This window comes from Micromonospora sp. RV43 (genome assembly GCF_001029515.1).
Lineage (GTDB): Bacteria > Actinomycetota > Actinomycetes > Mycobacteriales > Micromonosporaceae > Micromonospora > Micromonospora aurantiaca.
Genome location: NZ_LEKG01000021.1, coordinates 1 through 17716, shown reverse-complemented (window position 1 = coordinate 17716; position 17716 = coordinate 1). Strand labels below are relative to the sequence as shown.

Here is a 17716-nt window from a genome sequence, read left to right as displayed (position 1 = left end):
GACGAAGGGCGACCATGACAACCACCGGTTACGTCTTCCACCCCGAGTACCTGTGGCACGACACCGGCACCAGCGCCGGCCTGCTGCCCGCTAACCCGACCGCCGGTATCCAACCCGCCGTGCACGTCGAGAACCCCGAGGCGAAGCGACGCGTCCACGAGCTGATCCACGCATCCGGTCTGCTGGGTGATCTGATGGTCATCGAGCCCCGTCGGGCCACCGTCGCGGAACTGACGCGCGTGCACACCGACGCCTACGTCTATCACATCAAGACCCAGAGCGAGCTGCGCGGCGGCGGTGGTGATGCCGGAGACGGTTTCTCACCGGTCGGGCACGGTAGCTACGACATCGCTCGCCTCGCCGCCGGAGGGCTGATCGAACTCGTTACCGCCGCCGTCCATGGCGACATCACCAACGGCTATGCCCTGGTCCGCCCGCCCGGCCACCACGCCACCGCCGACGCCGGGATGGGCTTCTGCCTGTTCAACAACATCGCCGTCGCCGCCCGCCACGCCCAGGCCGAACTCGGGCTCGCCCGGGTCGCGGTCGTGGACTGGGACGCCCACCACGGCAACGGCACCCAAGCCATCTTCGACGACGACCCGAGCGTGCTCACCATCAGCCTGCACCAGGCCGGCTGTTTCCCACCCGACTCCGGGTGGACTCACGAGAACGGGACCGGCAATGGAGCCGGGTACGCGCTCAACGTGCCCCTGCCGCCGGGCAGCGGCCACGCCGCCTACCTCCACGCGATGGACCAGGTGGTGCTGCCGGCGCTGGACCGCTTCGCCCCGGACCTGATCCTGCTCGCCAACGGCTTCGACGCGGGCGTGTTCGACCCCCTCGCCCGGCAGATGCTCACCGCCGCGTCCTACCGCCACATGACCCGGCTGCTGGTCGGCGCCGCCGACCGGCTCTGCCACGGCCGGCTCATCGCCGCCCACGAAGGTGGCTACAGCCCCTTCTACACCCCGTACTGCGCCCTGGCGTTCCTCGAAGAACTCGCCGGCACCACCACCCACGTCACCGACCCCCTCGCGGCCGTCGTCGCCGGCTACGCCACCGAACCCCTCACCCCCCAACAACAAACCGTCATCGGCGAGGCCGCGCAACTCCTGCCCCGCATCCAGACCACCGTCCCGTCCGCCTGAGAAACGACCACATCCCCGTGATGATCGCGAGCACGAAGGCTGTCGCCGCCACCACCGCGACCCTGCTCGTCGCGGTGGCTGGGCTGACCATTCAGCCTTCATCCACGTCTACGATCGTGGCTGACCCGGACGCCGGGGCCGGCTGCGCCGTCCCAAACCCGGCACCACATTCCGGCTCGTCGGCGTCGTCGGCGGGGGTGCGGCTGCGTCCCGGCGGCCCGGCCCGTCCGGTGCTGCTGCACCTGGCCGCGCGGATCACCGCCACTGCCTGCGATGCCACACCCGGCCGCTTCAACGTGGTGCACCACCACCGATGGACCTACAACGCCAGTGGCGGTGTGAAGGAAGCCCAAGCGGTGCGCTGGTACGCCGCCGACGACTCCGGTGCGGAGTTGGCCACACGGTCACCGAGCCCGCAGGTGGCCCACGACTGGTGGCAACCGGGTGACCTCTGGATGCGGAACCTCACCAACGCCTACACGACGAGCGCCTGGCTGATCAGCAGCGCCCAGCTCAACGGATGGGGAGACGACACCCCGGCCCTGCTGGACGGCCTCGCGGCGCTGGCACACTGGTACAGCCCTGACCGGCAGCAGCGGGGCCTCGCGCTGCGGGTCCTCGCCGATGCCAGCGGCCTGACCGCGCACCCGGCGCTCGACCGGGCCGGACGCGTCGGTGTCGCTCTCGTCGCGACCAGCAGGCACGGCCGAACCCGGCACCTACTGATCCTGGACCCCGGCACCGGACAGCTCCTCGCCTACGAAACCGCGACGCTCGCTGCGAGCGGATGGCGTTCGCAGGTGTCCGTCCTCCTGCTCACCCGCACCCACGCCTCCCGTCGCTGGTGGGAACCCGCCGCGAGCGCCAACGCCGCCCCTGCGCAACGGCAGGTGCATCCGCGCCATGCGCGCGTGTGGCTGATCCACCACAACCCGCCCTGCCTCACCGACCGTACCGACCTGGAGTGAAGCAATGACACGGACACAAGCCGCGCGGTCGTCCGCGCCCCTACAGGAGCTGCTCGACCCGGCCATCCGCCACGACCTGGACCGCATCCCGATCCAGCCCGGCCAACGCGTACTGGAGATCGGCGCCGGCACCGGCGAGCTGACCGCCCATCTAGCTCGCCTCGTCGGCCCCAAGGGCAGAGTCATCGCAGTAGACGAGGACACCAGCTACCTCGCGCCGACCGCCGTCATCGACGTCTACCGACGCGACCTCGACGGTGACGACATGCCCGGCCAGCCCGACACCATCGACGTCGTCATCGCACGGTGGCTTCACGGCCCGCTGGCCGACCCGGAGGGGAAGATCGGGCAGATGATCGGTCGGCTTCGGCCCGGCGGCTGGCTGATCCTGGCCGACCTCCCGTTCACCCCCGCCCGGGTGCTCCGCCCACGCTGCGAGGACGCTGCGGCGATGCTTCAACCAGACGGCGAGGACGCCGACCTGGTGCAGCACCTCGTGGCGAGGATCTACAGCCTCATTACCGGCAATGGGCGCGCCACCTGGCCGCACGACGTTACCGCGCTGCTTTTCGCCAACGGCATGAGCCCCGTGTGCATTCACCGAAGCGTCGAAACCTGGACCGGCGGCGGCCCCGGCTGCCGCATCCTCGCCGACGCCGCCGAGCACCTGCGGCCCCACCTGGTCCAACCCGAACTCAGCCACGACGACCTCGACCGATTCATCAAACTCATGCGCGACCCGGCCGTGGTCCTCAGCTCCTACGAACGCAGGGCCATTCATGCCCGCAAGGCGGCCTGACCCATAAGCAGGTCAGGTGGCAACCGCACAGAGACCCGGCCGTGGAGAAGCTGTCACCTCTCCTCAGCCCACACCGGTAGCCGCTACCCGAAGGTGGCTGCCCGGGGCCGGTCGCCGTTCTTGGGTTAGGCGCGGCGGCTTCGTCCCACGGCCGGCGGTAGCGGGCATCCCCCGTCCCGCTGCCGCCGGCCATCAATCGGGTCGGACACGGCCGTACCGCTTCGCAACGTCCAGGGCGACCTCAGCAGCGTCGTGCTCGCTGCGGCGCGGCACGCCTCGAATGTGAACCCATGTTTGGACTCCGCAGCGCCGGGCGCGCGGACCTTCACAAAGGAGTTGGCACATGACGGTGATCGCAACACGAGCGCCGGAGCCGGACCGGTTGCAGAACCCAGATGTAGCCGCTGCAATTGCCGCCGCCGAGCAGATGCTGGTTTCGCTCGGCGTCGACATCCAGGCAGAGCACCTGCGGCGAACGGCGGAACGAATGGTGCTGTCATATGGCGAGGTCCTGACGCCGGCGCCGTTCGAGGCGACAGATTTCGTCAACGACGCGAAGCATCAGGGCTTGGTCATCGTGCAGGATGTGGCGTTCGCTGCGATCTGCGCCCATCACCTGCTGCCATTCGTTGGCTCGGCGACTGTCGGTTATCTTCCGGGCGCGCGGCTGTTGGGGCTGTCGAAGTTGGCGCGGCTGGTCGAACGCGCCACTCGCGGGTTGCAGGTCCAGGAGAACGTCACGCAGCAGATCGCCGACGGACTGCAACGGGTCGTCCCGGACCACGGTGGCATCGGGGTGATTGTCGAGGCCGAGCACCTGTGCATGACGCTGCGGGGCGCGAAGGCGCGGGGCGCCTCAACGGTGACCTCGACCTGGCTGGGCGGGCTGGAGCGTGACGCCACATTGCGTTCCGAGTTTCTCAACCTGGCCGGGCGGAGGTGGCGACCGTGAGCGCCTTCGCACTACCGCTGGTCACTCCGGTGCCCACGCACGTCGTCGTCATCGTCTCCGGTGGCATGGACAGCACGGTTCTGGCGTATGCCCTGCAGCGCGCCGGGTCGCGGGTGACGCTGCTGTCGTACGACTACGGGCAGCGGCACCGCCGCGAGCTGGACTTCGCGGCAGGAACCGCTGAGGCCCTGCGCGCGCCACACCTTGTGGCCGACTTGACCGGCCTCGGGGCAGTGCTGTCGGGCTCGGCGCTCACTGACCCCGGCATCGATGTGCCGGATGGGCACTACACCGATGTGTCCATGCGCGCCACGGTGGTGCCGAACCGCAACGCCATCATGCTCGACGTGGCCGTGGCGCTCGCCGTGTCCGCCGGTGCGGACGCGGTGGCCTTCGGTGCCCACGCGGGTGACCATCCGATCTACCCCGACTGCCGTCCGGCCTTCCTCGCCTCGTACGAGTCGATGGCGCGGATAGCGAACGAAGGATTCCTGCCAGCAGGGTTTCGCGTCGTCGCGCCCTTCATCGACTGGTCGAAGGCCGACATCGCCCGGCTCGGTGACGTCGTCGGTGTGCCCTTCGCGACCACCTGGTCCTGCTACAAGGGCGGGCAACAGCACTGCGGCACGTGCGGCACCTGCGTCGAGCGGCGCGAGGCGTTCGACGTGGCCGGCGTGACGGACCCGACCGACTACGCCACCGCATCGGAGGTGAGCTAGGTGCACCGCATCGGCAAACAGTTCCGCTTCGAGGCTGCGCACTCGCTGCCCGACCTGCCCGAGGGCCACCAGTGCTCCCGGGTCCACGGCCACAGCTACACCGTGGAGGTGCATCTCGTCTCCGAAGGAGAGCTGCACCCGCCCGGCTTCGTGGTGGACTTCGCCGAACTCGCCCCGTTCGGCGCGCACGTCCGCGACCACTTCGACCACCGCGACCTCAACACCGTCCTGGACGCACCACCGACGAGCGAGCACCTCGCCGCCTACTTCTACCACTGGTGCTGCGACCACCTGCGGCTACCTGAATCGGTGCGGGTCGAGAAAGTCCGGGTATCCGAAACCGCATCCACGTTCGCCGAGTACGGGCCGGCCCTGCCATGACCGCGCCGACCACGCCCGCCGTACCCGCGACCCCGACCGATCCGCCGACGCTGCCGTTGCTCGTCGCGGAGACCTTCGGACCGACGTTGCAGGGTGAAGGGCCAAGCAGCGGCCAGCAGGCGCTGTTCTTGCGGTTGTCGCGCTGCAATCTGTCCTGTCCACGCTGCGACACCCCCTACACCTGGGATACCTCGCGGTTCGATCTGCGCGCGCACACCAGCCAGCGCACCGCCGAGGACGTCGTCAGGTGGGTGTTGACGCAGCCCACGCGGCTACTCGTGATCACCGGCGGCGAGCCACTGTTGCAGCAAGACCGGCTGCTGACCGTGGTGAAGGGGGTCACCGAGGCGGGGCGACGGGTGGAAATCGAGACCAACGGCACGGTTATCCCCCTGCCGGATCTGCTGGCAACGACAGCCGCGTTCAACGTGTCTCCGAAGCTGCTCAACTTCGCCGGACCGCGGGACGGTCTTCGGCGACTCAACCCAGTCGCCCTATCGGCGCTGGCAACCTCCGGGCGGGCCGTGTTCAAGTTCGTCGTCACTCGCGTGGCGGAGCTGGACGAGATCGCCCAGCTCCAGGCCCGGTTCGGGCTGGACCCGGTGTGGGTGATGCCGGAGGGCACCACCAGCGATGCGGTCCTGACCGGGATGCGTGACATCGCGGACGCGGTTCTGGCCAGAGGTTGGCACCTGAGCAGCCGCCTGCATGTGTTGCTGTGGGAGGACACCCGTGGCCGCTGATTCACCGGGCTCACGCCCGTCAGATGGGCTTGGACGGGGCCGTCGTTCCCGCCGCGACAGGCCGCGCGTGTGGGGTAGCGGCCCTGTGATCGTCGGCGGCGGGATCGTTCCTGCCGTCCAAGCGAGCCCCACGATAGCGCAACGAACCCGACCCGCGCAGCCCCGAGCGCACTCCCTCATGCCCTTCCTGGTGGACCTGCCGCATCTGGTAGCGGCGGCCCGGCTCGGTATGCGGCGTGCCGCCGCACCGGGTGCGGATGGGCTCACCTGGGCCGGCTACCGCCACGGGCTGCGAGCACGTCTCGGTGAGCTGTCCGACCGGCTACGGGCAGGCACATGGGAGCCGGGCCCGTTGCGGCATATCGAGATCACCTCGTACACCGGCAAGGTGTTCCCCGCGGTGATCCCGACGGTGGAGGACCGCATCGTGCACCGGGCGATGCGCCGGGCGGTGGAGCCGATCCTCGAGCGCCATGTCTTGGCGGACTGGGTGTCGGCGTACCGGCCGCGCCGCAACCGGATCACCGCCCTACGGCAAGCCGAGCAGCACCTGGCGGCCGGGCGGCAGTGGGTCGCCGATGTCGATGTGGCGGGTGCCTCGGCGGGCGGCAGCAGCGAACAGTTCGTGGACTGGCTCGCCGTCCACGTGGCCGACGGCTCGTTCCTGCGCCTGTTTCGCCGCGCCGTCGAGGCGTTGCCGACACCACTCGTCCCGGGAAGCGGCCTGTGGCCGGTGCTGTTTCACCTGCGCCTGTCCCAGGTTGACGCCCTGCTCGCTGACTGGCCGATCGTGCGGTTCGCCGACAACTACCTGATCTTCGCGGCGGACGAGCTCGGCGCGGTCGCCGCGTTCGACGCCCTCACCGCCGCCCTCGCCACGGTGCAGATGCAACCGCATCCGCGCAAGAGCCGCATTCGGCCGCCGCACCAGGCCAACACCGAAGACCTCTTCCTCATCGACGGATGAAGGGAACCCCTGCGATGACCATTACGCAGACCAGGCCGCCGGCAGCCAGTCGCACCGTGCGCTGGGTACACGTCCCTGCCGGTACCTGCCTCTATGGCGACGCCCGTAAACCCCGTCCTGTGCCTGCTCTCCTCGTCGCGCAGACGCCGCTCACCGACGCGCAGTGCGGTGTCGGCGGCACCGATCTGCCGGTCACCGGCATCAGCTACGACGACGCCGTCCGGCTCGCCGCCGAAGCAGGCGGGCGCCTGCCCACGTCGGTGGAGTGGGAGTGGATCGCCGCCGGACCGAGTCGCCGCCTGTACCCGTGGGGCGACGAACCGTGGACCCCCGGCCGTGCCCTGCTCACCGGTGCCGGACAGTCGCCACGCGCCACGCAGCCGGTCGGGCGGCACCCGGCGGGTGCCACACCGCAGGGCGTGCTGGATCTAGCGGGCAACGTCTGGGAATGGACCAGCAGCACCGCCATGGGCCAGGGAAAGATCATCCGGGGTGGCTCATACGCCTCCCCGCCGCTGTATGCCCACACCACCTTCCTCAATGCGGCGCCGGTGGAACGGCGTAGCCCTGGCATCTCCGTGAGGCCGGTGCGTACCCCATGAACCTTCGACGCCCGCGACTGGCGAACCCCGCCAAGGCCATTGCCCACACCGTTTCGGAAGCCCACAGCCAGGCAGAGCTGGTCATCGTCGGCTGCTCGGCGGAAAAGACGCCCACGCTCAGGCCGCTGCCTGCCCTCGACCTCTACGACGGTGGTTGTGTGCCGCACCTGCGCGCCCGGGTCGGTCACCTGCCGCATCAGCGCAGCCGGGTCCGGTTCCTGTCCGCTGAGCACGGTCTCGTCACCGCTGATACCCGCCTGCACACCTACGACCGTCCCCTCGACCCCGCCCGCGCCGCCGAGCTACGGCCGCGAGTCTGGGCACAGTTGCAAGCCGACCTGCACAGCGACCACATCCCCGATGACATCCTCGTTGTCGCCGAACCGCTCTATCTGGTGCTGCTCGCTGACCTCCTCGCCGACTCCCACCGGCCTCGGATTCACTGGATCGCCGACCACGCGGACGGCTGGCCGCAGGCCGCCGCGATCCTCGACGTGTGGGGGTGGTGAGCGTGCCCGCCACCCTGAACGAGGCGCTCGCCGCCACCGCCAACGACCACCGCCATGTCACCACGGCCTTCACCGAGCGAACCGGCCTGGACTGGCACGCCCTGACGCCGCCGCAGCTCGGCGACACAGCCCGCCTCAGCGTGATCATCCCCGCCTGCGATACCGCCTACAGCCTTCCGCCGGTCCTCGATGCGCTCGCCGAGCAACGCACCGCGGCGACCGTCGAGGTGATCGCGGTCGACGACGCGTCCACCGACGCCACCGCCGAACTGCTCGCCGCGCATCCGCGCGTCGATCGGGCCGTCCGCCTGCACTCCCGCTCAGGGGCGGGAGCGGCCCGCAACGTCGGCGTCCACCTCGCCACCGGCGACACGATCGTGTTCCTCGACGCCGACATGGTCGTACGCGATCACGTCCTGGCCGACATCGCCGCCCGCGCCCGGCACGACACCGTCCTCGTCGGGTTCCGCCACAACACCCCGTACCTGCCCGACACCGACGGCTGCCCGGCCGTGCCGCACGGCGAGCCCGACCTCGACGCGGACCATCGAGTGCGATGGACCCCGCCGGCAGGCGTACCGATGTTCTACACCGGCCAGGTCTACCCAGACGAGTTCGTCGGAAGGCCCCTGCAGGACACCCGGGAATTCATCGACCTTGGCCACGGCCGCACGTATTACGACTGGGACCTGCCCCGCATGGTCGTCACCGCCCTCGTTGCCGCGCCTCGCCATGCGGTGCTGGACGTCGGCGGCTTTCACCCCAGCTTCGGCGCGATGGGCTGGAGCACCGAAGACACCCATCTGGGAGCCGCCCTCATCAGTCACGGTTGCCTCGTCATCCCGCTGCGGCAAGCCCGAGGCTGGCACATCGACCCACCCAATCCCGCCGCCGCCTGGAAGACAAAACTCACCGGCGCCGCACCCCGCATTGCCCTGCACCGGCAGCTCTGCGAGCAGCCCGCACCCACCGGCCGCGCCGCGGATCTGGCCGAGCGCGCCGACAAGCTCTTGCGGAAGGCAGTGACCCTGCGATGATGCGAACCTTCGCCGCCGACGGCGACCTCGTCCACGACCCCGCATCCGGGATGACCCACCGCGCACCCACCCCCATCGGCAGCGGCCGGATCACCCTCGCCCAGACCACCGTGACGGCCTGGCCAGTCGTCGCACCCAGCGACCTCGACCGGCCCACCCCGGACAGTGTCTGTTGGTCACCGATCGTTCGCTGCAACCTGCACTGCCCGCAGTGCCTCGATGACACCACCGTGCGCGAGGCCAACCTCTCTGAACGGCGCCGCGTCGCCCACATCCTCGCCGACACCAATGTTCTCGGGGTTGACATCTCCGGCGGTGAGCCGCTGCTGCTGCGAGACCTACCCGAGCTGCTGGAAACCGTTCGCAGCGGAGGCCACAGCGCCGTGTCCATCACCACCAACGGCTGGCACCTGGCCCGCCGCGCGGCCGAGTTGGCCGAGCACACCGACGCCATCCGGGTAAGCCTCGACGGCCCCGACCCTGGCCGCCACGACGCCATCCGGGGACCGCTCAGCTTCGCCAGAGCCGTCGAAGGCATCCGGGCCGCCGTCGCGCTGCGCATCCCCGTGCAGATCCAGACCGTCCTCATGCGCCGCACCGCGGGCTACCTGCAAGAGATGGTCAACCTCGCCGCCGGACTCGGGGCCTGCGGGTTCAGCGCCCTGCAGATGCTACCCATTGGCGCCGGCACCGCCCTGCCCGACGAACTGCTCAGCGACGACGACGCAACGAAGCTGTTCACCGCGCTCAATGTTCCCGAGCGGCTCCACATGCGGCTGCGCACCCGCGACGTCGCCGGCAACTTCACCGTCATCCGCGCAGACGGCCGAGTCTGGCGCAACGACAGCACCGCCCTGAACATCGACGGCCTGCACCCCCTACGCAGCGCCGCCGACCTCGCCCTCACCACCCGGGACGGCAACGCATGAACAGCCAAGCACCTCGACACTCACCAGTTCAGCCGCGCCAGTTCCGTCGCCAACGCATCCTCCGCATCCAACTCGACACCTACTATCGAGCGGTCGAGGTACTGGCCGACGCAGCCCGACGGCGGCACTCGCCGATCACCGCCACCATCGGTATCGCCAACGGCGGCCTCGCCCCAGCGCAAGGCGTCAGTGAACTTCTGCACGTCCCGACCTACCGGGTCAACGCCAAGCACAACCCCACCGATGCCACCTACAGCGAAGCGACCGGCGTCGTCACCTACGACCTCGACCCCCTGACCAGGGAACTGGCCGGGCACCGCCTCACCGGCAAAGTCCTGGTCGTTGACGACATCTGCGGCACGGGCGCCACCTTCACCACCCTGCTGCCCGAACTCACGGCATATCTCGGCCCAGAAGTCGCCCTGCGCACCGTGGCCTTGTGCCGCAACGCCGGAAGCGTGCTCAACCCGGACCTGTGGATCTGGACCGTCGACGACTGGGTCTCGTTTCCCTGGGAACAGCCACCCGCCGCCGACGCGCCGATCGAGGACCTGCCCATCCCGAGCCGGGTCCAGACCCCATGACCATCGCCTTCGTCCTCGCCTCCTGGCGACCTAACATCCCAGCCGGCATGGAACGCGCGGTCATCGCGCACGCCGCCGGCATCCAACAGATCCAAGGCAGGTCCGTGATCGTGACCGCCGATCCGGCCGCGCCATCGACCTACCACAACGTGCCCATCGAACGGCTACACAGCCTCGACGTGCAGTTTCCCTGCGACGACGCCACCCTCCGCGAAGCCATCGACGCGTCTGCCGCGCCGATCTGCGCGGAACTGAAACGGCTCTTTCGACGGCACCAGGTACGTGCCGTCGTCTACGTCGACGCCCTGTGGGGACTCGGCCGGATAATGCCGACCCACCCCGGCGTCCGCAACATCCTCGCCGCGCACGTCGTCGGCCACGACGCGGACCTACAACCGGCGCTGGCCCGCAACCCTGACGCCATCATCGCCCCTTCGGCCACCGTGCTGAGCGAGGCAGCAGCCCGCGGCTACGACAGCGGCAGCTGGAGCGTGGTGCCGAACACCCTGCTCACCGTGCCGGAACCTCAATCCCTCAGCGACCGTCAACAGCTCTGGGCAATAGGTCCCGTTCGCGTCCTCGCCCGCCTGGGACCGGAGAAGGGCGTCGCTGAGCTACTCGACCCCATCCCTGTACTCGACCGTCCCATCGAGGTCGCGGTCGCCGACGCGCCCTTCGAGTTGGCCGCCGGCAGCCAGGAACAAGTACGCCGCAGGTGCCAGGCCCTCGCCGCCGCAACACCCGGCGTCACCCTTCTGCCCGGCCTCGCCTGGCACGAGGTCTCGGCCTGGCTCGTCGGCGCAAGCGTCGTGATCGTGCCGTCGCGGGCCGAGACATTCGGCCTCGTCGCACTGGAAGCCCTGGCCGCAAGTACCCCGGTGGTCGCCTACGACGTCGGAAACCTACCCCACCTGATCGGCGACGGCGGCATCATTGCGCCCTACCGGTCCGGCCCCGACGGCCTGTGGCGCGCCGCCCAGCACCTGCTGACCGACCCGGTAGGCTACGCGGCAGCATCACGGGCCGCGTACTACCGCTCGCGGGACTATTGGCCCGCCCTTGTCGCTAACCAACTCTTGAAGGTGGTGAGCTGATGGGCGGCTCCGTCCTGCCATCCGCACCCCGACCCTGCCCGCTCCTGCTTGTCGACGGACACAACCTGCTCTGGGGCGCCACTTTCGGCTTCCCCGCCGAAATCCGCTCCCGCGACAAGACCCGCCTTCTCACCGGCGTCTTCGCGTTCTTCGCCCTACTCCGCGTCGCCATCCGCGAAGACCTCATCGACCAACCCGAGGTCATCGTCGTGTTCGACGGCCAGTACGGCGGCAGCGACCGCAAAGAACTCGACCCCACCTACAAGGCCCAACGGCCCACCGACGAAGCCGCACTGGCACCGATCCAGTTCCTCCCGGACGTCAAGCGCGGCCTCGACCAGCACCGCATCGCCTGGACTGAACTCGACCACGCCGAGGCCGACGACGTCATCGCCACGCTCGTCCGCACCACCCCGCCGCCCCGCCCAATCGTGATCATGTCCCGCGACCGCGACTACTACCAACTCATCACCGACCGCGTCCGCGTCCTCAACACCAAAATGCGCCCCGGCAAGCGCTACATCGGCCCCGCCGACGTCTTCGCCCGTCATCACGTCACACCCGCACAATGGGTCGATTTCCGCGCACTGACCGGCGACCCCGCCGACAACATCCCCGGCATCCACGGCATCGGTGCCAAAACCGCGGCCACCCTCCTCGCCGACGGCATCACACTTGACGAGCTGCCCAGCACCGGACGGCTAGACACCGGACGTGGCCGCACCGTCCGTGAGCAACTCGACCTCGCCCGCAAATGGCGAGACATGATCCGCCTCAACCGCCACCTCGACGTCCCTATCGCCCCCACCGGCCAGCAGAGCCAACTCCTGCCGCCACCGGCGGAGGTCGTTGAGAAACTCGGCCTGTGGTGACGCCAGCTCCCGTCCTGCTCACCGTCATGGCACACCCAGACGACGCCGAGCTATGGGCAGGCGGCACCATCGCACGCCACGTCAGCGACGGAGGCACGGCCGTCATCGCCGTCCCACACCACGACGCAGTCCGCGACGCTGAGGCCACAGCCGGCGCACGCCTCCTCGGGGCCGATCTCTACCTCATGGACCAGCTCTCCGTCTCCGCCGCCGCCACTGTGCTCAGGGAAGTCCGTCCCGATGTGCTGATCACCCACCCGACCAGCGACATCCACCCCGAACACCGCCAATGCGCCGAAACGGTCCTCCGCGCCCTACCCGACGTCGTCATCAGCACCGGCCACCCGCAACGGGCCTACCACAGTGATGGCTACAACAACCTCGACCAGAATGGCCGCCCACTCGACCTGCCCACCATCATCGACGTCAGCGCCCACTGGCCCACCAAGATCGACGCCCTTCGAGCACACACATCCCAGCCGATCCTCGATCACTTCGGCCCGATGGCCGAGGCCCTCGGAAGGCTCCACGGCCGCCGGATTAGCTCTGCGTACGCGGAAGCATTCCGCCCGATGCCGATCCTCGGCCGGCTACCACCAGCAACCCACCTTTGACTAGTGCCTATCTTGCCGACGCAGGCAGACCGGTAGCACCAGCGCTCGAGGCGATTTCGTAGAGCGTCGGAATGAGGGCTCAGAGAGTTCGTCAAGCACGAAAAGGGCGATCGCCTGCGTGTGGTGGCGGCGGAATGCCGCCACCACACGCAGGGACATCGTCAGTTGCCTTGGGCCTTGTTGCCGTGGCGCTGATTCAGGATACGCACTGTGGTGCTCAGCTTGATCGGCGCGTCCTCAGGGCCGCGTAGGAACGGATGGATGTAGACCGGGCGGCGTAGGGTTCGGCCTGGCCCGTATGCCTGGTTTCGCCAGTGCCCGGTAACCCAGACGCGGCTGGTGTAGGTCCGGCTGCCGCCGGTTCCAGTGGTCTTGGCCTCGTCGTCTCGTTGGCCGTGGGTACGGATGCGCACGATCCGTACGTCGGGCAACGGTCGCTGGGCGCGGGCGTACTTCTTGCGTATCGCCTTGTCGATCTCTGCCGGTACGTCCTCGGCCGCCCTCTGGGCGATGAGTAGCCAGGTGGCCAGCAGTATCGCGGACCGGCCGTCCGGCGGGCTGTCGGCGGACTGATTGTGCCGTAACTGGAAGGTTCGCACGGGTACCAGCCAGCCCACCTCTTCGCGCAGGTGTTGTAGTGGTTGGTCCTCGAGACCACTACCGATGGCGCGGTAGACGACAGCCTCGATCACGTTGTCGCCTGTTGACCAGGAGACGGCGGTGATCCGATGTGTTGTCGCCGGGCGAGCCCAGACGAGTAGCCCGTCGTCGCAGGGTGCGAGGTCTTTGCTGGTGGTGACCGCCGGCAGCTGCGAGGCGGCGTGTTCGGCCAGCTCGGTGAAACTGTCGTCGATCCAGTAGAGCCGGGCGCGGTCGAGACTGTCTGCCAGATGGGTTCGCATGTAGCTGATGCGGAGAGTTGTCGGTAGCTCCTGGGGGCCGCGGTAGAACGACGCCAGCCTGTCACGGACTTTCGGAAGGTCGCGGGGACGCAAGTCGAGGTCTGGCCAAGCGGTCGTGGTGAGCAGGACGCGGCCGGGTCGCCGCTGGCGCAGGAATGCCTGGTGGAGCTTGTTGGTCTCGACGTGGGCGAAGGGTATGTCGTGCACGTGCATGCGTCGTACCGCGCGGTCGACCACCTTCGTCGCTCGTCCGGCGTCGAGGTCTGCCATGCAGGGTACGCAGGCGGCCCAGGTCTCGCCCATGTCCTGCATCAGGCCGGTTTGGCTGCTGGTCGCCAGTACTCTGACGTTGCCGCCGATCAATGTCCACATCGGGTGCTGGTCGCCGCAGAAGTCGCAGGTCCGGTTGACCGTGTCGAGCTGGCTGGTTGGGACGGGCACCGGCGGGTGCCCGTCGTTGTCGCGGTACGGGGGGTGGATGTACTGGTCGTCGAGGGTGTTGAGCGGGGTCAGGCAGGTGGCGCAGGCCATTTCCTCACGAGGGCCGGTCATGCGGTCACCCCCCGCTGCTGGTGGAGGTCGCGCAGGCGCCGCCCGCGGCGGGCCTCGCTGGGCGGCATGGTCATGCCCGGGGTGTAGAGCAGATGCTGGTTCCGGCCGCCGTGCTTGGCGTGGTACATGGCGATGTCGGCGCGGTGCAGGGCCGCGTCCTCCAGCGGGTCGTTGCTGTCGACCACGGCGACGCCGATGCTGGCGGAGAGAGCGACGGCGGCCGGGCCGGTGGCGGCCTGGACGTCGATCGGCGCGGCGACGGCGGCCAGCAGCGCATCGGCGATCTGGCTGATGCCGTGCTCGCGGACGGGGAAGATTCCGGCGAACTCATCGCCCGAGTGCCGGGCGATCTCACCGCCGTACATGGTGGCGACGTGAGCGAGCCGTTCGGCGATCTCGATCAGGACCTCGTCGCCGACGTCGTGTCCATGGTCGTCGTTGATCTCTTTGAACCCGTCGAGGTCGAGCAGGACGGCGACGACCGGCTGTCCGGGGAAGGTGGCCGCGAACGCCGCGTACGCGGTGCGCAGGCCGCGCCGGTTGTAGAGGCCGGTCAGCGGGTCGTGGGCCAGTTGCCAGGCGGCGTCGGCCAGCTCGTCGCGCAGCTGCGCGATGGCGGGTCGGGCGGCCAGGCAGCCCACGCCGAAGCCGACGCAGGCCCCGGCGAGGATGGTGACTGCCGTGTAGATGATGGCGGCCACCAGGATTGTGGTGAACACTGGACTCCTCCAATGCAAGTTGGAGAACCCGGGACGCGTTCGTTTCCAGGCGGTGCGTCCCGGGTCCTGGGTGTTGAAGAGGGCCCGCCTTCTGGCGGGCCGTCTTTTCGTGTTTCAGCCGCCGGTGATGGCGGCGTGGCTGGCAGGCGGGTTAGCTCGGTGTGGCCGGCGCGATGGAGCCGTCGAAGCTCCAGACGGCGCCGACGCGGGCGGGGTAGCGTCCCGTGCCGGGGTGTGGCGAGCGGTACGGGTCGTCGGTGCGAGGCCACCGGCCGCGCAGCTCGGACGGCTCAGGCGGTGTGCCGGGCGGCCGGTGCTCATACCGTTCGCTGATCACCCGCACGTAGTTCACCTCGGATGCGTAGGCGACGTAGACGCCGTTCTGGATGGTGCCGCCGAGCCGTTCGCAGCAGGCGACGGCGACCGGGTACCACCCGTTGACGAACAGGCTGACCTGGTGCCCGCAGGACAGCCACAGCAGGAACACCACGAGGCGGTGCAGCTGCCAGCCGTCCGGTGGCGAGTCGGCCGGGCCGGGCCCGTCGCCTGGTTGTGCGCATCGGGCGCAGATCGGCCCGGCGTCGGGGTCGTATCCGGCGTCGCACTGCTCGCAGACGATCTTCAGGCACGAGCGGCATTCGCCGGAGGCGGTCGTGCGCAGGTCGGTGCCGCAGTAGCCGCACGGCCCCTGCAGGCACGTGTCGTCGTGGTGGCCGGGGCGGTGGGCCAGGCAGGGATGCGTGCTAGTCATCGCTGCCGCCTCGGACGTAGCCGTAGACGGCCTCGGCGGTCAGCGGTGCGCCGGTCGTCGCGGCCGGGGCGGCGATCTGCCGCCAGCCGTCGTTCTCGCACGCCAGCCATGTGACGACGCCTTCGGCGGTGACCGAGACGACGTCGCCCACCGATAGCGAGCGGCGGCGCATGAGCCGGTACGCGGCGGCGATGAGGAAGTCGGCCTCGCCTTGCGGCATACCGCGGCGCGCCTCCAGCATGTCGAGGTCGGCGTTGAACACCTGCCAGGCCCAGTCGACGATCTCGATCGGGTCGGTGCCGGTGGGCCACTGCCGCCAGTGGGAGATCACCTGTCGCAGCTCGTGGCCATCCTCGTACGGGAAGAACCGTGACTCGGTGTTGTGGTAGATCGCGACGACGTGCCGGCTCATGACCGGCCCTCCGCCGTCGCCGTGACGATCGGCCGGACCCGCAGCAGTTGGACCGCAGCGATCCGCGCGGCCAACCGCCCGGTGCGCGGGTGCAGGTAGACCTCGTAGCCGCTTGTCCAGGCCAGGCTCCACGCCGCTGCCGGCCGACCGAGCCGCGCCTGCGTGGTGAGGTCGCCGTGGAAGGCGACGCCGAGCGCGGACAGCTGCGTCTCGACCGAGTGGGTGTGGTGGTGGCTCATCCGCCCGGCCAGCATCGGGCAGGCGGCGGCCGTGTATGCGGCGCACTCGGGGTGCATGCCCGGCTCGTCGGCGGACATCGCGTCCAGGTCCATGTCGCGCATGGCGAACACGATCCGGCGCTCCAGGCCGGTGCCGCAGGTCTGGCACAGCCGGTCGTTGAGCGCCTTGGTCTGGCGATCGACGTCGACCGCGCCGAAGCGCCACCGGCCGTCCGGCAGTTGCAGGGTGGTGTAGGGAACGACGAGTCCGCCCACGGTGGGGCGGTGGAGGAGCCGGGGCGGGATGCCGGGGCTCGGGTCGTTGGGGTGCAACGGATTCTCCCTGTTCGGATTGGTGTATCCGGGCACGGCCGTGCGGCCGTGCCCGGGGTGCGCGGGTTCGCGCGGTCGGCCGGGCATCGGCCGGGTCTGTGGTGCGGGTGCCGCGTGGCGGGCGGTCAGGCGGTCGCGCCTGGCGGCTACCCGGGTTACGCGGTCACCGGCGGGGTGGTCAGCGTGATCTGCATACGGCGCAGCGCGCGCCGCTCCAGGTCGCCCACGGCCCAGACGCTGCGGCCCATGAGCCGTGCGGCGGCGTCGCGCGGGTACCCGTCGAGGTAGCGCAGCTGGATCGCGCGGCGCTGGTCGGGGGTGAGCCGGGCCATCGCGTGCACGAACGGCAGCCGCCCGAGCCGGGTCGGGGCGGGCTCGGCGGTGACCTGGGCGGCCGGGCTGCGGTCGGCGTCTTCGCGCACGGCGTACGCGGCGCGCAGGTAGCGGCGGCGCGACCAGTCGTGCTGGTTGCATGCCTTCGCGGCCTGCCAGATCAGCCAGCCGCGCACGTCGGCCAGGGCCGAGCCGAGGTCGGCCAGCGCGTTGGTGAACGTCTCCTGGACGAGGTCGGCGATCAGGTCGCGGTCCCGGCCGCGCAGCCGCACCGCGACGTAGCGGGTGACCGGTTCGCGGTAGGTCAGGTAGAGGGCGGCGAAGGCGTCGCGGTCGCCCTGCTGGGCCTGGTGCAGCAGGGCGAGGATGTGCGGGGCGACTTCGGGCCGCCGGCGGGTGGCCGGACGGAGGGGGCGCTCGACGGCAGTCGTGTGGCGGTGCATGGAGTCCTCCAATGCGGATCGCTGGTGGTCTCCGGGCACGGCCGTGCGGCCGTGCCCGGGGGTGCGCGGGTTCGCGCGGTCGGCCGGGCGACGGCCGTGGTGGTGCGGTGCGGAACAGTCAGGTCAGGTGGC

General features: G+C 69.8%; 22 protein-coding genes. 16 read left to right on the top strand and 6 right to left on the bottom strand.

Annotated features, from left to right (window positions below):
* Positions 1-14 precede the first annotated feature (14 nt).
* The 16 genes from ABD52_RS07765 (at position 15) to ABD52_RS07690 (ending at position 12921) form a co-directional block, all read left to right on the top strand.
* Entirely contained in the window at positions 15-1151 is a 1137-nt protein-coding gene (locus tag ABD52_RS07765; RefSeq protein WP_047891352.1) for a class II histone deacetylase, read from the top strand.
* 20 nt (positions 1152-1171) lie between these two features.
* Positions 1172-2119 carry a hypothetical protein gene (locus ABD52_RS07760; protein ID WP_152748216.1) on the top strand — a complete coding sequence of 316 codons (948 nt, stop codon included), beginning with the start codon at positions 1172-1174 and terminating at the stop codon, positions 2117-2119.
* Between the two features lie 4 nt (positions 2120-2123).
* Complete coding sequence (locus ABD52_RS07755) at positions 2124-2918, top strand: class I SAM-dependent methyltransferase (protein ID WP_047891350.1); 795 nt, start codon at positions 2124-2126, stop codon at positions 2916-2918.
* 343 nt (positions 2919-3261) lie between these two features.
* Entirely contained in the window at positions 3262-3870 is a 609-nt protein-coding gene (gene folE, locus ABD52_RS07750) for a GTP cyclohydrolase I (RefSeq protein ID WP_047891349.1), read from the top strand.
* Positions 3867-4589 (top strand): 7-cyano-7-deazaguanine synthase QueC, encoded by a 723-nt coding sequence (queC, locus tag ABD52_RS07745; protein WP_235437397.1) that lies wholly within the window; start codon positions 3867-3869, stop codon positions 4587-4589. Before folE ends, queC begins: the two co-directional genes overlap by 4 nt.
* Positions 4590-4970, top strand: coding sequence for a 6-carboxytetrahydropterin synthase (locus ABD52_RS07740; RefSeq protein ID WP_047891348.1), 381 nt, complete (start codon positions 4590-4592; stop codon positions 4968-4970).
* Positions 4967-5713: a 7-carboxy-7-deazaguanine synthase QueE gene (locus ABD52_RS07735; protein ID WP_047891347.1), complete on the top strand. Its 747-nt coding sequence runs from the start codon at positions 4967-4969 to the stop codon at positions 5711-5713. The genes ABD52_RS07740 and ABD52_RS07735 overlap by 4 nt, the downstream gene beginning before the upstream one ends.
* A gap of 85 nt (positions 5714-5798) precedes the next feature.
* The gene (locus tag ABD52_RS07730; RefSeq protein WP_235437396.1) at positions 5799-6680 is read left to right on the top strand and encodes an RNA-directed DNA polymerase (Reverse transcriptase); all 882 of its coding nucleotides are present in this window, start codon (positions 5799-5801) and stop codon (positions 6678-6680) included.
* Between the two features lie 119 nt (positions 6681-6799).
* Positions 6800-7282 (top strand): SUMF1/EgtB/PvdO family nonheme iron enzyme, encoded by a 483-nt coding sequence (locus ABD52_RS07725; RefSeq protein ID WP_235437395.1) that lies wholly within the window; start codon positions 6800-6802, stop codon positions 7280-7282.
* Positions 7279-7791, top strand: a complete 513-nt coding sequence (locus tag ABD52_RS07720) for a DUF6884 domain-containing protein (RefSeq protein ID WP_053065326.1) — start codon at positions 7279-7281, stop codon at positions 7789-7791. The genes ABD52_RS07725 and ABD52_RS07720 overlap by 4 nt, the downstream gene beginning before the upstream one ends.
* Before the next feature lie 2 nt (positions 7792-7793).
* Positions 7794-8828 carry a glycosyltransferase family 2 protein gene (locus tag ABD52_RS07715; protein ID WP_235437394.1) on the top strand — a complete coding sequence of 345 codons (1035 nt, stop codon included), beginning with the start codon at positions 7794-7796 and terminating at the stop codon, positions 8826-8828.
* Entirely contained in the window at positions 8825-9757 is a 933-nt protein-coding gene (locus ABD52_RS07710; RefSeq protein WP_047891344.1) for a radical SAM protein, read from the top strand. The genes ABD52_RS07715 and ABD52_RS07710 overlap by 4 nt, the downstream gene beginning before the upstream one ends.
* A complete protein-coding gene (locus ABD52_RS07705; RefSeq protein ID WP_047891343.1) occupies positions 9754-10341 on the top strand; it encodes a phosphoribosyltransferase in 588 nt (195 codons plus the stop codon). Before ABD52_RS07710 ends, ABD52_RS07705 begins: the two co-directional genes overlap by 4 nt.
* Positions 10338-11435 carry a glycosyltransferase family 4 protein gene (locus tag ABD52_RS07700; RefSeq protein ID WP_047891342.1) on the top strand — a complete coding sequence of 366 codons (1098 nt, stop codon included), beginning with the start codon at positions 10338-10340 and terminating at the stop codon, positions 11433-11435. Before ABD52_RS07705 ends, ABD52_RS07700 begins: the two co-directional genes overlap by 4 nt.
* Positions 11435-12307, top strand: a complete 873-nt coding sequence (locus ABD52_RS07695) for a 5'-3' exonuclease H3TH domain-containing protein (RefSeq protein ID WP_047891341.1) — start codon at positions 11435-11437, stop codon at positions 12305-12307. Before ABD52_RS07700 ends, ABD52_RS07695 begins: the two co-directional genes overlap by 1 nt.
* 26 nt (positions 12308-12333) lie before the next feature.
* Positions 12334-12921: a PIG-L deacetylase family protein gene (locus ABD52_RS07690; protein ID WP_047891375.1), complete on the top strand. Its 588-nt coding sequence runs from the start codon at positions 12334-12336 to the stop codon at positions 12919-12921.
* A 161-nt stretch (positions 12922-13082) separates the two neighbouring features.
* Here ABD52_RS07690 and ABD52_RS07685 read toward each other — a convergent pair whose 3' ends face one another.
* The 6 genes from ABD52_RS07685 to ABD52_RS07660 form a co-directional block, all read right to left on the bottom strand.
* Entirely contained in the window at positions 13083-14375 is a 1293-nt protein-coding gene (locus ABD52_RS07685) for a hypothetical protein (protein ID WP_152748215.1), read from the bottom strand.
* The gene (locus ABD52_RS07680; RefSeq protein ID WP_053065324.1) at positions 14372-15094 is read right to left on the bottom strand and encodes a GGDEF domain-containing protein; all 723 of its coding nucleotides are present in this window, start codon (positions 15092-15094) and stop codon (positions 14372-14374) included. Before ABD52_RS07680 ends, ABD52_RS07685 begins: the two co-directional genes overlap by 4 nt.
* Positions 15095-15245: 151 nt before the next feature.
* A complete protein-coding gene (locus tag ABD52_RS07675) occupies positions 15246-15845 on the bottom strand; it encodes a hypothetical protein (RefSeq protein WP_047891339.1) in 600 nt (199 codons plus the stop codon).
* On the bottom strand, positions 15838-16257 hold the full coding sequence (locus tag ABD52_RS07670) for a hypothetical protein (protein ID WP_047891338.1): 420 nt from the start codon (positions 16255-16257) through the stop codon (positions 15838-15840). Before ABD52_RS07670 ends, ABD52_RS07675 begins: the two co-directional genes overlap by 8 nt.
* On the bottom strand, positions 16254-16808 hold the full coding sequence (locus ABD52_RS37395; RefSeq protein ID WP_053065323.1) for a hypothetical protein: 555 nt from the start codon (positions 16806-16808) through the stop codon (positions 16254-16256). The genes ABD52_RS07670 and ABD52_RS37395 overlap by 4 nt, the downstream gene beginning before the upstream one ends.
* 155 nt (positions 16809-16963) lie before the next feature.
* The gene (locus ABD52_RS07660; RefSeq protein WP_047891337.1) at positions 16964-17584 is read right to left on the bottom strand and encodes an RNA polymerase sigma factor; all 621 of its coding nucleotides are present in this window, start codon (positions 17582-17584) and stop codon (positions 16964-16966) included.
* Between the last annotated feature and the right edge of the window lie 132 nt (positions 17585-17716).

Coding starts and splice junctions, on each gene's coding strand:
- ABD52_RS07700 (WP_047891342.1), top strand. CDS start 10,338: ATGACCATCGCCTTCGTCCTCGCCTCCTGGCGACCTAACATCCCAGCC.
- ABD52_RS07695 (WP_047891341.1), top strand. CDS start 11,435: ATGGGCGGCTCCGTCCTGCCATCCGCACCCCGACCCTGCCCGCTCCTG.
- ABD52_RS07675 (WP_047891339.1), bottom strand. CDS start 15,845: ATGACTAGCACGCATCCCTGCCTGGCCCACCGCCCCGGCCACCACGAC.
- ABD52_RS07670 (WP_047891338.1), bottom strand. CDS start 16,257: ATGAGCCGGCACGTCGTCGCGATCTACCACAACACCGAGTCACGGTTC.
- ABD52_RS07710 (WP_047891344.1), top strand. CDS start 8,825: ATGATGCGAACCTTCGCCGCCGACGGCGACCTCGTCCACGACCCCGCA.
- ABD52_RS07660 (WP_047891337.1), bottom strand. CDS start 17,584: ATGCACCGCCACACGACTGCCGTCGAGCGCCCCCTCCGTCCGGCCACC.
- folE (WP_047891349.1), top strand. CDS start 3,262: ATGACGGTGATCGCAACACGAGCGCCGGAGCCGGACCGGTTGCAGAAC.
- ABD52_RS07765 (WP_047891352.1), top strand. CDS start 15: ATGACAACCACCGGTTACGTCTTCCACCCCGAGTACCTGTGGCACGAC.
- ABD52_RS07685 (WP_152748215.1), bottom strand. CDS start 14,375: ATGACCGGCCCTCGTGAGGAAATGGCCTGCGCCACCTGCCTGACCCCG.
- ABD52_RS07760 (WP_152748216.1), top strand. CDS start 1,172: ATGATCGCGAGCACGAAGGCTGTCGCCGCCACCACCGCGACCCTGCTC.
- ABD52_RS07755 (WP_047891350.1), top strand. CDS start 2,124: ATGACACGGACACAAGCCGCGCGGTCGTCCGCGCCCCTACAGGAGCTG.
- ABD52_RS07735 (WP_047891347.1), top strand. CDS start 4,967: ATGACCGCGCCGACCACGCCCGCCGTACCCGCGACCCCGACCGATCCG.
- ABD52_RS07705 (WP_047891343.1), top strand. CDS start 9,754: ATGAACAGCCAAGCACCTCGACACTCACCAGTTCAGCCGCGCCAGTTC.
- ABD52_RS07720 (WP_053065326.1), top strand. CDS start 7,279: ATGAACCTTCGACGCCCGCGACTGGCGAACCCCGCCAAGGCCATTGCC.
- ABD52_RS07690 (WP_047891375.1), top strand. CDS start 12,334: ATGGCACACCCAGACGACGCCGAGCTATGGGCAGGCGGCACCATCGCA.